This window comes from Streptomyces sp. NPDC096205, assembly GCF_044763135.1.
GTDB lineage: Bacteria > Actinomycetota > Actinomycetes > Streptomycetales > Streptomycetaceae > Streptomyces.
The window spans coordinates 58,807-73,164 of the sequence record NZ_JBIWFS010000001.1 but is presented as its reverse complement, the minus strand read 5'-3'; the positions used below and the strand labels follow the sequence as shown (position 1 = coordinate 73,164).

Genomic DNA, 14,358 nt, shown 5'->3' with positions numbered 1-14,358 from the left:
GATACGGCGGGGCTTCCCCAAGGGGGCTCCCGGCGGGGCTTCCCTGAGGGCGCTTCCCGTGGTGGCGTCCCGACGGGGGCTTCCCGCTGGAGCCACGCCGCATCCGCGCGGGAGCGCTTACGGCAGCTTCGCGTACGGCGCCAGGAAGGCGCGCGCACCCGGGGTGTCCAGGCGGTACACGACGTTGGTGGCGTAGCACGGCCCGTCACCGGTGATGGTGGTCGCCGCGAGCACCCGCTTGCCGCTCATGGTCGCGAAGTTGGGGCCGCCGGAGTCGCCGTAGCAGGCGCCGCCGTTGCCCTGCGGGGCGGTCATGGCCAGGCGCACCCACGCGTCGTTCAGGGCGTCGAAGGACACGGGCGCCTTCATGCGGACGCCGCCGCCGGGGTGGGTCTGGCCGCCGGGGCCACGGGCCGCCTCCTGGGTGCCGTATCCGGCGACGAGCCAGTCGGTGGCGTCCAGCCCGCGAGGGCCGAGCGCGCCGAGCTGGTTGACGGTGGGCAGCGTGGCCGGGGCGAAGGACCAGCGGGACTTCATCTTGGCGGCGGGCAGTTCGATCACCGAGATGTCGTGGGTGTCCGCGGCGGGGCCCGGGTAGTCGGGGTGGCTGTGGGCGGTGCCCTGGACGGCGACGGCGTTCGCCTGCGCGGCCGGGTCGCCCGGGTGGGCCTTCGCGGCGGCGTCCAGACCCGCCTGCACGTCCTGGTCCAGCGACACGTAGAAGCGGACGTTGTCCGGCCAGTCGGTGGTGCAGTGCGCCGCGGTCAGGAACGTGTCGGTGTCGATCATCGTGCCGGAGCACACCCAGTCGACCCGGTCCGGGGTCGCCGGATCGGCGTCGTTGTCCCAGGTGGCGACGAGCGCGCCGACCTCGGTGCGTTCGGGGGCGGGAGTGGCGTTGTACGAGTTGATCGCGGACGAGTTCATCGCCGTGGCGATCACGGTGGCGCAGGCCGCTGCGGTGACGGCGGTGGCGCGGAGGGCGGTCAAGAAGAACCCCTTCGGACGGTGGTGGGACGGGCGTTCTCCTGTGGGAGGTGAGACGCATTGAAGCGCCTGGGACCGGCGGCGACAAGAGTGGGCGTGATCTCGGCCGCGGCCGGTTCGGGCAGCCAGTCGCGCGCCGGGTCGTACTCCAGCCACCTGCCGCGCCCCGCTTGTGCGGCGCAGGCGGCGAGAAGCGCGTCAAGGCCGGGGTGCCCGCCGTCGCCGCGCCACAGCAGCGACCAGGCGTACAGCGGCGTCGGCTCGACCAGCGGGACCGAGCGCAGCCCGGGCACGTCCGGCAGGGGCACGTCGGCGGGCAGCAGCGCGAACCGGCGCGGGTCGGCGGCCACTTCGTGCAGGAAATGGGCGAGGCCCAGATTGACGCCGGCGGTCGTGTCGCGGATGCCGAACCGTTCGGCGAACCGGCTCAGGAAGTCCAGCCGGTCCAGCGGACCGGGCGCCCACAGCGTACTGTCGCTCAACTGCTCCGGCCGCAGCGCCGGTTCGGCAGCGAGGGGATGCTCCACACTCAGGACGGCGTCCACAGGTTCGAGGCGTACGAGCCGGTGGGCGAGCCCGGCCGGCAGCGGAGGGTGGACCCGGCCGAAGGCGCCGTCGATGTCGCCGCGCAGAAGCGCCGCCGTCACCGACGGCAGATCACGGCCATGCCCCAGCACCAACTCCCCGGCCTCCCTGGCGACTTGAGCCAACGTCCGCAGCGGCGCGTACAGATGCCCCCAGACGTCCACCCGCAGAGGACGGTCCGTCCCGGTCACCGCCGCGACCGCGGCGTCGGCGGCGGCCAGGGTCCGCCGGGCCGGCGCGAGGAACCGCCGCCCCGCCTCGGTGAGGGACACCCCCGTGCCGCCGCGCCGCAGCAACGCGGTGCCCAGCAGCGACTCCAGCCGAGCGATCCGCTTGGACAGCGCCTGCTGGGTGATACCGAGCGTCCCGGCCGCCCGGCCGAAGTGCAGTTCCTCGGCGACGCGCACGAAGGCACGCACCTGCGCCACGTCCAGATCCATGGCACTCACCATAGGCGACAACCACAAGTTGTCGATCTTGCCCGGGCGTTGTTGGATCAGGGCACGGCCGGGGGAGTTGCATGCGGGGCATGCGAAGACTGATTCCCACGGGGGACGCGGAGTGTCCGGTCGCCTTCGCCGAGGTCCCCCAGCCCCTGCCGGAGCCCGATGAGGTCCTGGTCAAGGTCGAGGCGTTCGCGCCCAACCGGGGCGAGACGTTCCTCCTCGAACACCCCCGGCCGGGGCTGCTGCCCGGCAAGGACATCGCCGGGCTCATCGTCCAGGCGGCTGCCGACGGCTCAGGTCCTGCCGTCGGCACCCGTGTGGTCGGGCATCCGCCGCAGGGCGGCTGGGCCGAGTACGCGAGCGTGCCCACCGACTCCCTGGCGGTGCTCCCGGACGGCGTCGACAGCGTCCGCGCGGCCGCCCTGCCGCTGGCCGGCATCACCGCCCTGCGCCTGCTGCGCACCGCGGGAAACCTGGCCGGCCGGCGGGTGCTGCTGACCGGCGCCTCGGGCGGGGTCGGCCACTACGTCACCGAGCTGGCCGTCGGGTCCGGCGCCGAGGTGACCGCGGTGACGGCGACTCCCGCGCGTGGCGAGCGGCTCGTCGAGCTGGGCGCCCAGGTGATCCATGAAGTGGCCGCGGCGCAAGGGCCGTTCGATGTCGTCCTGGAGTCCACGGGAGGCTCTGCTCTCCCCGCGGCCCTGTCGAAGCTGCGCCCCGGCGGCCTGCTCGTCTGGTTCGGCCAGGCGAGCCGCACCCCGGTCACGCTGGACTTCTTCGACCTCCTGAGCGGACCCGAACGCGCGACGATCCAGCACTTCCACTACGCCGGCGCCCCGTACGGTCCCGAACTCGCCGCCCTGGTACGCCTCGTGGAGCAGAAGCGGCTGCACCCTGAGGTCGGCCGGGTGTCCGACTGGGCCGACGCCGCGCAGACGCTGGTCGACCTGCGTGAGCGCCGTATCCGCGGCAAGGCCGTACTGACGACGGGAGGCACCCGATGAACGCCGCCGATTCCGCAGCCGACTTCGCCACCGGCACCGAAGCCGATCTGGCCGCGGGTTTCGCCGCCGCGCAGTGGAGCCGGGCCACCGGTGCGGGAGTCGACCCCCACGAGTACCGGCGCGTCACCGAAGGCCTCGCCTCCGTCGCCGACTGGGGGCCGTCCTTCCTGCGCACCGGCCATGCCCACCTCGACCGCGCGGCGCAGGCGCGATCGGCCGTATCCGCCGGGGAGCATCTGCTGACGGCCGCCCGGTGGTTCCACCTCGCCACCCTCGCGCACGACGTAACGGCCCCCCGGGCCGCGGTCGAGGCGGACGCGGCGCTGGGCCGGGCGCTCACGCTGCTGGAGCCCGGCGCGCGGCGGGTGTCCGGCGAGGGCTTCACCGGCTGGCTGCGCGGCCCCGCGGACGCCCCTGTCGTGGTCGTCGTCCCCGGACTGGACTCGGCCAAGGAGGAGTTCCTGGACCTGGCCGCCGCGCTGCTGGCCAGGGGCCTGGCGGTGTTCGCGCTGGACGGCCCCGGGCAGGGCGTGCACGCGGCCGGCTCGGCGCTCACCCCGGCGTACGAGGAGGTCGTGGGCCGGGTCGTCGACGCGCTCGGCGTCACCCGTGTCGGCCTTGTCGGCCTCAGCCTCGGCGGCTACTTCGCGGCCCGCACCGCGGCCCTGGAGCCGCGCGTGGCGGCCGTCGCCACCGTAAGCGGCCCCTTCCGTCTCGACTGGGCCCAACTGCCCCCGCCGGTACGGGACATCATGGCCCGGCGTACCGGTGGGGCCGATGCCGCCCGGGAGTTCGCCGCTCACGTCGACCTCGCCGAGCTGGCTCCCCGTGTCACCGTCCCGCTGCTGGTCGTGGACGGCGGCCAGGACGTCATCCCCGGCGTCACCGACGGCGAGGCACTGGCCCGCCTGGCACCTCAGGGCACGTACCTGTATGTCCCGCACGGCGACCACCTGCTCGGCAACGCCCGGTCCGACTGGCTGCTCCAGCTCACCGACCACCTCGCACACGCCCTGAAGGGGGCCTCGGCATGAACCGCTTCACCGGCAGGACCGTCCTGATCACCGGCGGCACCAGCGGCATGGGCCTGGCGACCGCGCACCGGCTCGTCGCCGAGGGCGCCCACGTCGTCGTCACCGGCCGCACCCGTGAACGCGTCGACGCCGCGGTCGGGCAGCTCGGGGACCGGGCCTCGGGAGTCGTGGCCGACGCCGCCGACCCGGCGGCCCTGGACGCGCTGATGGCGACGGTCCGCGACCGGCACGGCCGCCTGGACAGCCTCTTCGCGAACGCGGGCACCGGCACGTTCCTGCCGTTCGAGACCATCACGGAACAGGACTTCGACCAGGGCGTCGACGTCAACTTCAAGGGCGTGTTCTTCACCGTCCAGAAGGCCCTGCCGCTCCTGGCGGACGGAGGCTCGATCGTCATCAACGCCTCCTGGACCCTCCACCGGGGCAACAGCGTCCTCACCCTGTACTCGGCGACCAAGGCTGCCGTGCACAACCTGGCCCGCACCCTCGCCGCCGCCCTGGCCCCGCGCGGCATCCGGGTCAACTCCGTCAGCCCCGGCTACATCGACACCCCGATGTACCCGTACGACGCCCTGAGCCCGGCGGAGGCGAAGGCGCTGACCGGCCAGGTCGTCGCGGGCCGCTTCGGCCGCCCGGAGGAGGTCGCGGCGGCCGTGGCGTTCCTCGCCTCCTCCGACGCCTCGTACGTCAACGGGCAGGACCTGGTGGTGGACGGGGGCCTGGTGGGCGCGGTGCCGGCCTGAGGCTCAGCCGAGGTGCGCGACCAGGGGTGCGGGGTCGTCCGTGTGGTCGACCCGGATGCCGTAGGGCCTGCTGATCCGGTCCAGGACGCCGTGCAGCCACAGCACGTCGTACTCGGGGGCCCGTTCCAGGCGCAGCCGGCGGCTGCGCAGGGGAACCATGCGCAGTCGCTGGAAGTGGCCGTCGTCCGGGTCGAGTTCGGCGAAGTACAGCAGACGGAGGTCGTCGCGGAACTGCTCCTGGCCGCCGATGCCCTCGTAGTCGTTGACGAGGTCGCCGCAGCCGTGCAGGATCAGCCGGCCGCGGTGCACCTCCAGGGGGCGCGGATGGTGCGAGGAGTGCCCGTGGACGAGGTCGGCTCCGGCGTCGATCAGCGCGTGGGTCAGCTCGCGGTCCGAACGGGCGGGTGAATAGCCCCAGTTGGAGCCCATGTGGACCGACACCACGACGAGGTCCCCGGCCCGTTTGCGGTCCTTGACGGCCGCGAGCAGCCGGGGCACCGCCGTGTCGCCTGCCTGGTGGACGCCGCTGCGCCGGGCGGTCGCGGCCCAGTCGTGGGGGACCCCGCTCGAGGCGGTGGCGAGCCCGAACACGGCCAGCCGTACGCCGGGGTGGGGCCTGAGGATCACCGGCGCGCCCGCTTCCCGCAGGTCGGCGCCCGCGCCCACGGCAGGCAGCCCGGCCCCGGCGAGCGCGTCCAGGGTGTCGGCGAGCCCCTGCCGGCCGTAGTCGAGGACATGGTTGTTGGCCAGCACGCACACATCGGGGCGGGCGACGGCGAGGGCCGGAAGGTTGGCCGGGTGCATCCGGTAGTGCACGGCCTTGCCCGGGGCGAACCGGTCGTGCTCGGTCACGGCCGTCTCCAGGTTGACGATCCGCGCATGCGGCGCCGCCGCGTCCAGCAGCGCGAGCGCCTCGCCCCACGGATACCCGAAACCGCCGCCCCGCGGCACCGCGCCGTGCACCGCCTCGGCCAGGGCCACGTAGTCGCGTGCGTCGCGGACGTACTGCTCGGGGATGGCCGGATCGAGCGGATGCGGCAGGACCTGGTCCACACCGCGGCCGAGCATCACGTCTCCGCAGAGGAACAGCGAGACCGGCTCTCTGCCCATATCTCATGACACCTGCCGGGGGCCGCGGCACGCAACCGGACAGACAGACCGGGGCGAAACGGGCTCGCGGGCAGCCCCCTCAAGGGTGGGAATCAAGTCGGGTTAGCATATGAGCGCCGTCTAGCTCGAAAGTGAAGACTGTGACTGTCAACGACGACTCGTTCACCAACTGGAAGAACCGCGAGGAGATCGCGGAGTCGATGATCCCGATCATCGGGAAGCTGCACCGTGAGCGGGACGTGACCGTCCTGCTGCACAGCCGCTCCTTGGTGAACAAGTCGGTGGTCAGCATCCTCAAGACCCACCGCTTCGCCCGCCAGATCGCCGGCGAGGAGCTCTCGGTCACCGAGACGATGCCCTTCCTCCAGGCCCTGACCGCCCTGGACCTCGGCCCCTCCCAGATCGACATCGGCATGCTCGCCGCCGAGTACAAGGCCGACGACCGCGGCCTCTCGATCGCCGAGTTCACCGCCGAGGCCGTCGCGGGCGCCACCGGTGCCAACAAGATCGAGCGCGGTGACGGCCGTGACGTCGTGCTGTACGGCTTCGGCCGCATCGGCCGCCTGGTCGCCCGGCTGCTGATCGAGAAGGCCGGTTCCGGCAACGGCCTGCGCCTGCGGGCCATCGTTGTGCGTGGCGGCGGCAGCCAGGATCTCGTCAAGCGTGCCTCGCTGCTGCGCCGCGACTCGATCCACGGCCAGTTCCAGGGCACGATCACGGTGGACGAGGAGTCCAGCACGATCTTCGCCAACGGCAACGCGATCCGTGTGATCTACGCCAACAGCCCCAGCGATGTCGACTACACGGCGTACGGCATCAAGGACGCCATCCTCATCGACAACACCGGCAAGTGGCGTGACCGCGAGGGCCTCTCGCAGCACCTGCGCCCCGGTATCGACAAGGTCGTCCTGACCGCCCCCGGCAAGGGCGACGTGCCGAACATCGTCCACGGCGTCAACCACGACACCGTCAAGCCGGACGAGCGCATTCTGTCCTGCGCCTCCTGCACCACCAACGCGATCGTCCCGCCGCTGAAGGCCATGGACGACGAGTACGGCGTGCTGCGCGGCCACGTGGAGACCGTCCACTCGTTCACCAACGACCAGAACCTGCTGGACAACTACCACAAGGCCGACCGCCGGGGCCGCAGCGCGCCGCTCAACATGGTCATCACCGAGACCGGTGCCGCCTCGGCCGTGGCCAAGGCGCTGCCGGACCTCAAGGCCCCGATCACCGGCAGCTCGATCCGCGTCCCCGTCCCGGACGTCTCGATCGCCATCCTGAGCCTGCGCCTGGGCCGCGAGACCACCCGCGAGGAGGTCCTCGACTACCTCCGCGACGTCTCGCTGCACTCCCCGCTCAAGCGTCAGATCGACTTCACCACCGCCCCCGACGCCGTCTCCATGGACTTCGTGGGCTCCCGTCACGCGTCGATCGTCGACGCGGGCGCCACCAAGGTCGACGGCGACAACGCCATCCTCTACCTCTGGTACGACAACGAGTTCGGCTACTCCTGCCAGGTCGTCCGCGTCGTCCAGCACGTCTCGGGCGTCGAGTACCCGACCTTCCCGGCGGCCCAGGCCTGACCGGTCCGGCCCCCCGGTGACCTCGGTGTCCCCGCTCGTCCTCCACGACGGGCGGGGACACCGCGCGTTTCCAGGAGTCCCCGGGCATCCGGTGCGCGTACGACCGCGGGGGCCTCGGCGTGCCCCGGGCGGGTGACCCTCGTAGGCCCACCGGACGCGCCCGGCGCTTGCGCCGCGAGAGCCGGTCGATGGTGGGGGAGTGGATGCCGAGGAGATCGTCGAGGAGTTGTACGCGCTGCGGCCCGAGGAGTTCGTCGCGGCGCGGGACGCCCGCGCGGCCGAGGCCCGGAAGGCGAAGGACACGGCCGCGGCGAAGCGGATCGCGGGGCTGCGGCGGCCCACCGTGGCGGCCTGGGCCTCCAACCGCTTCGTCCGCAGCCGCCCTGAGGACGCCGAGCGGCTGCGCGCGCTGGGCGCCACCCTCCGCGAGGCGCACCGCACCCTGGACGCGGCCACCCTGCGGCAGGCCGCCGCGGAGCAGCACCGGATGATCGCCGCGCTGGTCCGCGAGACGGCGAAGCTCGCCCGCGACGCCGGGCACCCCCTCACCGAGAGCGCCCAGCGCGAGCTGGAGCAGATCTTCCACGCCGTCCTCGGCGACCCGGACGCCGCCGACCAGTGGGCGACCGGCACCCTCGCCAGGGCCCCGGAGGCGGTCGTCGGCTTCGGCACGGTCGCGCCGGAGGCGGTGGACGCCGCGAGGAAACGGTCCGGCGCGCAGGAGCGCAGTACAGCCGAGGAGCTCGGCTCGGCTGAAGAGCCGGCGCCGGCGCGGGCCGAACCCCGCTCGGCCCGTGCCCGGAAGCAGGACCCCGAGCGTCGCCGGCGCCTGGCGCGGGCCCGTGCCGCCGACAAGGAGGCCGCCGAGGAGGCCCGCCGGCTGCACGTGGAGCGCGAGGCCGCCGAGGAGGCACGGCAGGCGGCGCGCGACCGTGTGACGGAGGCCGACGAGCGCGTCGCCCGGCTGGAGGAGGAACTGCGCGAGGCCCGCGACGCCCGACGCGAGGCCCGCGCCGCGGCCGACGAGGCCGACACCGCCGCGAAGGATGCCGCCCGAGCCGCCCAGCAGGCCCACCGCACCGCCGAACGCGCCGCCCGCGCACTGGCCCGACTCAGTGAGGGCCACTAGGGCGTCTCCCGCCGAACGCGCAGCCGGCGGACGCCGGATGTGGACGTGGGATGTGGGTGACGTGAAGGGCGTGTGGAGACGCGGTTGGCGGTCCTCCGATGGTCCCTTGAGTGCAACGTATGACGTCTGAGCCGCTCCGGTGATCCTTTGGCGTGCGCCCGTGTGCGGCGCCTCCACGGCACTGCCCGGCGCCGGTTGACTGGACGCGTACCCCCTGGTCACCCCCCGCTGAGGAGCCGTCCATGCCGCCGATCACCGAACCGTCCCCGACTCCTGTTTTCCCCCGCCTGAGTTGGGCCGAGGACATGTTCGTACCGGCGCTGAAGGAGGCCGTGGCCGGCCTCCCCGAGGCCGAGAGCAGGGTGGCCGGGTACCACCGCGGCTGGTGCGAGGCGGACGGCACCCCGGTGGCGCGGGTCTCGGGGCGGGGCAAGGCGGTTCGGCCGGCGCTGGCGCTGCTGTCCGCGCAGGCCGTCGGGGGCAGCGCCCGCAGTGCGCTGCCGGGAGCCGTGGCGGTGGAACTGGTGCACGACTTCACGCTGCTGCACGACGACGTCATCGACGGGGACGCGCTGCGCCGGCACCGTCCGGCCGCCTGGTCGGTGTTCGGCACACCTGCCGCCGTGCTGGCCGGCGACGCCCTGCTGGTCGCGGCGCTGCGCGCGGTGTGCGACACCCCGCGCGAGCATGCCGCCGCGGCGGTGAAAGAGCTGGTCGCGGCCCTGCTGGAGCTGGTGGAGGGACAGAGCCGGGACGTCGCCTTCGAGGGCACCGCGCAGGTGTCGGTCGGCGAGTATCTGGCCATGGCCGAGGGCAAGACCGGCTCGCTGATGGGCTGCGCCTGCGCCCTGGGCGGGCTGCTCGCCGGAGCCGACGGTGAACGGGTGAACGGGCTGCGGGAGTTCGGCCGCAGGCTCGGGGTCTCCTTCCAGTGCGCCGACGATCTGCTCGGCATCTGGGGGCGCAGTTCACGCAGCGGCAAGCCGGTGGGGGCGGACCTCGCCGCGCGCAAGAAGTCCCTGCCCGTCGTCGCCGCGCTGCAGGGCACCGACTCCGCCGCCGAGCGGCTGCGTGACCTGTACTGCGGCGAACATCCGCTCGGTGAAGGCGAGTTGGAGCTCGTACGGGAACTGGTGGAGAAGGCCGGCGGGCGGCAGGCCGCCGAGGAGGAGGCGCGGCGGCAGCTGCAGGCGGCGCTGCGCGCGCTGTCGTACGCGGCACCGACCGCCGACGCCTACCGGCAGTTGCAGGAGATCGCCTGGGCGATGGTGCGCCGCGACTCCTGACGTGCGCCCGGACACCGCAAGACGGTCGCCGTCCGGGCGTGACTTCGGCCCCGGTGGGCCGTTGTCCGTGCGGTGGGCCGTTATGCGGCGTCTGTCCGGCCGTACCCCGACCATCCGCAACAGGACTCTTTGTGACGAAACGCAGTGGAGCCGTGCAGCAGACCGAACCCAGTACGCCCCTGGCGGGGGACCTCCCGGCGGTGTCCGCCTACGGACTTCGAGTGGTCCGCGGCACCCACACGGTGCTGGCGGACGTCACCTTCACCATCCCCCGGGGCTGCATCGTCGGCCTGCTGGGCCCGAGCGGCTGCGGAAAGACGACCCTGCTGCGGTCCGTGGTGGGCGTCCAGCAGGCCACCGCGGGCCATGTCCAGGTCCTCGGGTACGCCGCCGGCGCCCAGCAGTTGCAGACCCGGGTCGGCTATGTCACCCAGGCCCCCTCGGTGTACGCGGACCTGACCGTGCTGGAGAACCTGCGCTACTTCGCCGCGGCGCTGGGGATGCGCGGCTGGCGGCGGGAGGACGCGGTGGTGCGGGTGGTCAAGGAGGTCGACCTGGCGGGGTACGCCGACAAACTCGTCTCCCGCCTCTCGGGCGGCCAGTACTCGCGGGTCTCGCTGGCCGTCGCCCTGCTCAACCGCCCCGATCTGCTGGTGATGGACGAACCCACCGTCGGACTCGACCCGATGGTGCGCCGCGAACTCTGGCTCGTGTTCCAGCGGTTGGCGATGGAGGGCACCACCCTGCTGATCTCCAGCCATGTCATGGACGAGGCCGACCGCTGCGACCGGCTGCTGCTGATGCGCTCGGGCCGGCTGCTGGCCAGCGCCGACCGGGAGACGCTGCTGGACCGCACCGGCTGCACGGATGTGGAGCAGGCGTTCATGCATCTGGTCGAGGCCGCCACGGCGGCCGAGAAGCTCGCCCGGCAGCGGGCCGCCAGGCAGAGCCTGCTGCCGGAACTGACCGGCCTCACGGGCCTGTTCGACGAGGCGAGTGCGCCGACCGCGCAGCAGTCCTTCTTCGCGGCGGACACACGCTCGTGAACGGCACCCCGCTCGCCGACCGGCTCCCGTTCTCACCCACCATCACCGGCGCGACCGCGGTCCGGGTGCTCCATCAGATCTCCCGGGACCGGGGCAGCGCGGCCCTGCTGCTGGTCATCCCGTGCATGCTGATGGTGCTGCTCAAGCTCATGTTCCACGGCTCGGAGGCCTCCTTCCAGCGCGTCGGCCCGCAGGTGTTCGGGGTCTTCCCCGTGATCGTGATGTACCTGGTGGCGTCGGTCTCGATGCTGCGCGAGCGCACCACCGGCACCGCCGAGCGGCTGCTCACCATGCCGGTCCGACGCCTCGACATCGTGCTCGGCTACAGCTGCGCCTTCGCCCTGCTGGCGCTGCTCCAGGCGGTGCTGTCCACCCTGCTGGCCATCGGCCCGTTGGGCCTGGACATCAAGGGACCGGCGTATCTGCTGATGGTCATCGCCATGCTCGGGGCTCTGCTGGGGCTGGCCCTGGGGCTGCTGGTGAGCGCCTTCGCCCGCAACGAGTTCCAGGCCGTGCAGTTCCTGCCGGCGGGCGTCCTGCCCCAGTTCCTCGTGTGCGGCCTGTTCGTGCCCCGCGACCAGATGCAGGGCGCGCTGTCCGCCGTCGCCAAGGTGATGCCCATGACCTACGGCGTCCAGGCCGCAGGCGATGCGGCCACGCACACCGGCGTCACCGGGCTCTTCGTCCGCGACGCGCTGCTCATCCTCGGGTGCGTGATCCTGGTGCTGGTGGCCAGCGCGGCCACGCTCAAGCGCTGAGGGCCCCGACATGCCGGCGGCCTCCCCCCGGGAACGGGAGGAGGCCGCCGGCGGGGCCGCGGTTCAGCGGTCCATGTCCCACGCGAAACCGCCCGAGACCGTGCCGGAGCGAGGGAACTCGAACGGGCCGAAGCGCAGCGGCCGGTCATGACCGTGGCCCGAGTGGCCGTCGGTGTCCGGGCCGGGGTAGGCCATTTCCTGGGTCGGCTGTGCCATGACGGAAGCGGAAGCGGAAACGGCACCGCCGGCAGCCAGTGCCACAGCCGCGAGCGAGACGACGGCGAGGCGGCGAATTCGCAATGACATGAAAAACCTCCTGTGCAACAGGCTCAGAAAGAGAGGGGGGAATCCGGGATTCACCCTAGCGGCTTGCGCGCGAGGCCGGGCCGAGGAAATGCCGAATTCCTCCGAAAGGGAAAAGAAAGGCCAATAAAATCATGACCGCAACGTTGGGAAAGGTGTTCTTTGCGGGCTGCGCCGCCCTCATGACGCTGCTGTGCTGCCCGCCCGGGGCCTGGGCCGGTCCGCCCGTACCCGGACCGCCGCCGTACGAGGTGCCACGCTGGCGCCCGCCGACGAGACCAGCGGCACCGACGGCACCAGCGGCTCCGGCACCACAGGCGGCTCCGCCGGCACCAGCGGCTCCGGCGACCGATGTGATCAGCGAGGTCAACCGGCACCGCGCGGCGGCGGGCTGTCCGGCCGTACGACCGCAGACGTCCCTGAACCGGGCCGCCCGGGCCCACAGCGCCTACATGGCCGCGCAGGGGCGGCTCACCCACGCGGGCAGGGGCGGCAGCCGCCCCGACGAACGGATGCGGGACGCCGGCTACGACCCCGGCCACACGGGCGAGGCGGTCGCCGTGGGACCTGCCACCGCGAGGGCGGTCGTGGCGCAGTGGATGGACAGCCCCACGCACCGCTCCATCCTCCTCACCTGCCTCTACACCGACGCGGGCGTCGGCACGGCGGCGGGCCCCGACGGCCCCTGGTGGACCCTGGACCTGGCCGACCGGCTGTGACTCAGCGCAGATCCGCGTCCCACCACCAGGCGATGCCCGGCGCGCCCTCCACCGGGCCCGGCCGGGTGTCGGACGGCTCCTCGGCGTACGTCAGCGCCAGATCCTCCATGCTGTCCGGCCAGTGCCCCTGGCTGAGGTACCGGGGGACCCGCATCCCCCATTCGTTGTTGCCGCGGATCCCGTAGCGCAGCCCCTGCAGATAGGTGGACAGCTCATGACCGGCCGTCGGGCGCACCCGGTCGTACAGCTCCAGGAAGCGCAGGAGGATGCGGTCGCGCAGACCGCCCCCCTCGCTGACGGCCTGCTGCAGCCCGATGCCCCGCTCGGCCATCAGTACGGTGTAGATGTTCTGGTCGGTGTGGCCCCGGGCCAGCTCCTTGTGCAGCGAGTGCCGGTCGTTGTCCAGCGAGGCCACCATGATCGCCATCTCGGACAGGGCCTGCACGGCGGGCCGGTACATGTCGCGGTCCGGGACCTCGGCCCCGGTGGACAGTTCCAGCAGCGCGTACGTCGGGTGGCCGCCTGCCGCCTGCAACCGCATGGTCAGGAACTCGTCGAGTCCGGGCATCCGGCCCAGCGCCCGGTTCCCGATCTGCCATGCGACACCCGACAGCCAGGTCCGGTGGGCGTGCTGGAAACGGGCCACCTGGGTGGGCTCGGCGAACGAGCGGAACCGCCGGACGATGTCCTGCAAGGCGCGGGCGTACCGGTCGTCGGGGACCGCCGACGCGGACTCGCACGCCCGCTGCACCTCACCCGCCAGGGCGTTGAACTGCGCCGGACGGCTGCTCAGCGGGCCGCTGTCGCAGCGCGCGTCGTCGAACGCGAAGCCCCAGTACACCCACAGGGCCGCCGCCAGAAGCCGGTCGTCGTCGGCGACCGGGGTGAAACGGGCGTAGAAGTCGGCGCTGTGCGTCGCCACGACCCACGCCTTCTCGCGTTCCGACGCGCACATACCACTCGCACCGATCCATTCCACGGCGCGTTTCTCGATCTGATGGACATGAGGGTGAACCGCTGATTCCAGAGGGCAGAACAGTGGCGGCAATTCCACTTCGGATGGATGCGGTGCCATGGCAGCGTGAACCTTCCGGTGAATGGTGGGGAAATGGGGTGGAAAACGGTCACGATCATCTGGGACATCGCAGAGCGGTTGCGACGAGCCATGCCCAGTCATCTCCCGTGTCCATCGAAGGAATGGAACCGGCAGAACGTTGACTTGACGCCGCACGGTTCACCCTTAGATCACACTTCCGGTGGATCGGTGACCCGATACCGACCCCTTCGTTGAGACGGTCATGCGAATGCGAACCTGCCGACGTGCCGTCGTCCTGCTGACCGTTGTGCTGGCCGTCCAGGGCGGCTCCTCCGCCCTGGCCGATACGAAAGACCCGCGCCCGCGTCCCGCCCCGCAGGCCCCGTCCCGCCCGCACGGCCAGTCGGGCTCGATCAACCCGCTGACGCCGTTCGCCCAGGGCGCGGCCCAGTTCGCCGAGATGACCGCGCCGTTCGTCAACGCGGCCAGCGACATGATCTTCCCGAGGACCTGAGCGGGCCGACCGCCCCTCCAGTACGCCGGCGGGCACCGGCCACCCGCCCGGGTTAGGGTGCGCGTATCCCTA

General features: G+C 72.6%; 15 protein-coding genes. 10 read left to right on the top strand and 5 right to left on the bottom strand.

Features of this window, described 5'->3' with window-relative positions; genetic code table 11:
- Positions 1-117: 117 nt before the first annotated feature.
- Together ACIQ6Y_RS00305 and ACIQ6Y_RS00300 are read right to left on the bottom strand one after the other, a co-directional pair.
- Positions 118-990, bottom strand: a complete 873-nt coding sequence (locus ACIQ6Y_RS00305) for a trypsin-like serine protease (RefSeq protein WP_404030643.1) — start codon at positions 988-990, stop codon at positions 118-120.
- A complete protein-coding gene (locus tag ACIQ6Y_RS00300) occupies positions 987-2,012 on the bottom strand; it encodes a LysR family transcriptional regulator (protein ID WP_404030640.1) in 1,026 nt (341 codons plus the stop codon). Before ACIQ6Y_RS00300 ends, ACIQ6Y_RS00305 begins: the two co-directional genes overlap by 4 nt.
- 89 nt (positions 2,013-2,101) lie before the next feature.
- Between ACIQ6Y_RS00300 and ACIQ6Y_RS00295 the strand changes: the two genes are divergently transcribed.
- From ACIQ6Y_RS00295 to ACIQ6Y_RS00285, 3 genes are read left to right on the top strand one after another with little or no spacing between them, the layout of a single operon-like run.
- On the top strand, positions 2,102-3,022 hold the full coding sequence (locus ACIQ6Y_RS00295) for a zinc-binding dehydrogenase (RefSeq protein WP_404030637.1): 921 nt from the start codon (positions 2,102-2,104) through the stop codon (positions 3,020-3,022).
- Positions 3,019-4,056, top strand: coding sequence for an alpha/beta fold hydrolase (locus ACIQ6Y_RS00290; RefSeq protein ID WP_404030635.1), 1,038 nt, complete (start codon positions 3,019-3,021; stop codon positions 4,054-4,056). Before ACIQ6Y_RS00295 ends, ACIQ6Y_RS00290 begins: the two co-directional genes overlap by 4 nt.
- Positions 4,053-4,799 (top strand): SDR family NAD(P)-dependent oxidoreductase, encoded by a 747-nt coding sequence (locus ACIQ6Y_RS00285; RefSeq protein ID WP_404030632.1) that lies wholly within the window; start codon positions 4,053-4,055, stop codon positions 4,797-4,799. Before ACIQ6Y_RS00290 ends, ACIQ6Y_RS00285 begins: the two co-directional genes overlap by 4 nt.
- Before the next feature lie 3 nt (positions 4,800-4,802).
- Here the strand turns inward: ACIQ6Y_RS00285 and ACIQ6Y_RS00280 are convergent, their stop codons facing one another.
- On the bottom strand, positions 4,803-5,909 hold the full coding sequence (locus ACIQ6Y_RS00280; protein WP_404030629.1) for a CapA family protein: 1,107 nt from the start codon (positions 5,907-5,909) through the stop codon (positions 4,803-4,805).
- A 140-nt stretch (positions 5,910-6,049) separates the two neighbouring features.
- Between ACIQ6Y_RS00280 and ACIQ6Y_RS00275 the strand changes: the two genes are divergently transcribed.
- From ACIQ6Y_RS00275 to ACIQ6Y_RS00255, 5 genes are all read left to right on the top strand, one after another.
- Positions 6,050-7,495 carry a glyceraldehyde-3-phosphate dehydrogenase gene (locus tag ACIQ6Y_RS00275; protein WP_404030627.1) on the top strand — a complete coding sequence of 482 codons (1,446 nt, stop codon included), beginning with the start codon at positions 6,050-6,052 and terminating at the stop codon, positions 7,493-7,495.
- Positions 7,496-7,694: 199 nt separating this feature from the next.
- Positions 7,695-8,624 carry a hypothetical protein gene (locus ACIQ6Y_RS00270; RefSeq protein WP_404030624.1) on the top strand — a complete coding sequence of 310 codons (930 nt, stop codon included), beginning with the start codon at positions 7,695-7,697 and terminating at the stop codon, positions 8,622-8,624.
- A gap of 242 nt (positions 8,625-8,866) precedes the next feature.
- Positions 8,867-9,910 carry a polyprenyl synthetase family protein gene (locus ACIQ6Y_RS00265; protein ID WP_404030621.1) on the top strand — a complete coding sequence of 348 codons (1,044 nt, stop codon included), beginning with the start codon at positions 8,867-8,869 and terminating at the stop codon, positions 9,908-9,910.
- A gap of 152 nt (positions 9,911-10,062) precedes the next feature.
- Positions 10,063-10,956 (top strand): ABC transporter ATP-binding protein, encoded by an 894-nt coding sequence (locus tag ACIQ6Y_RS00260; protein WP_404033625.1) that lies wholly within the window; start codon positions 10,063-10,065, stop codon positions 10,954-10,956.
- Entirely contained in the window at positions 10,953-11,714 is a 762-nt protein-coding gene (locus ACIQ6Y_RS00255) for an ABC transporter permease (RefSeq protein WP_404030617.1), read from the top strand. Before ACIQ6Y_RS00260 ends, ACIQ6Y_RS00255 begins: the two co-directional genes overlap by 4 nt.
- A gap of 63 nt (positions 11,715-11,777) precedes the next feature.
- On the opposite strand, the gene ACIQ6Y_RS00250 is transcribed toward ACIQ6Y_RS00255, so the two are convergent.
- Entirely contained in the window at positions 11,778-11,930 is a 153-nt protein-coding gene (locus tag ACIQ6Y_RS00250) for a hypothetical protein (protein ID WP_404030614.1), read from the bottom strand.
- A gap of 440 nt (positions 11,931-12,370) precedes the next feature.
- On the opposite strand from ACIQ6Y_RS00250, the gene ACIQ6Y_RS00245 reads away from it, so the two are divergent.
- Positions 12,371-12,736: a CAP domain-containing protein gene (locus ACIQ6Y_RS00245; protein WP_404030611.1), complete on the top strand. Its 366-nt coding sequence runs from the start codon at positions 12,371-12,373 to the stop codon at positions 12,734-12,736.
- Between the two features lies 1 nt (position 12,737).
- Here ACIQ6Y_RS00245 and ACIQ6Y_RS00240 read toward each other — a convergent pair whose 3' ends face one another.
- Positions 12,738-13,658, bottom strand: a complete 921-nt coding sequence (locus ACIQ6Y_RS00240; RefSeq protein WP_404030608.1) for a terpene synthase family protein — start codon at positions 13,656-13,658, stop codon at positions 12,738-12,740.
- Between the two features lie 382 nt (positions 13,659-14,040).
- On the opposite strand from ACIQ6Y_RS00240, the gene ACIQ6Y_RS00235 reads away from it, so the two are divergent.
- Positions 14,041-14,286, top strand: a complete 246-nt coding sequence (locus ACIQ6Y_RS00235) for a hypothetical protein (protein ID WP_404030605.1) — start codon at positions 14,041-14,043, stop codon at positions 14,284-14,286.
- Positions 14,287-14,358: the final 72 nt, after the last annotated feature.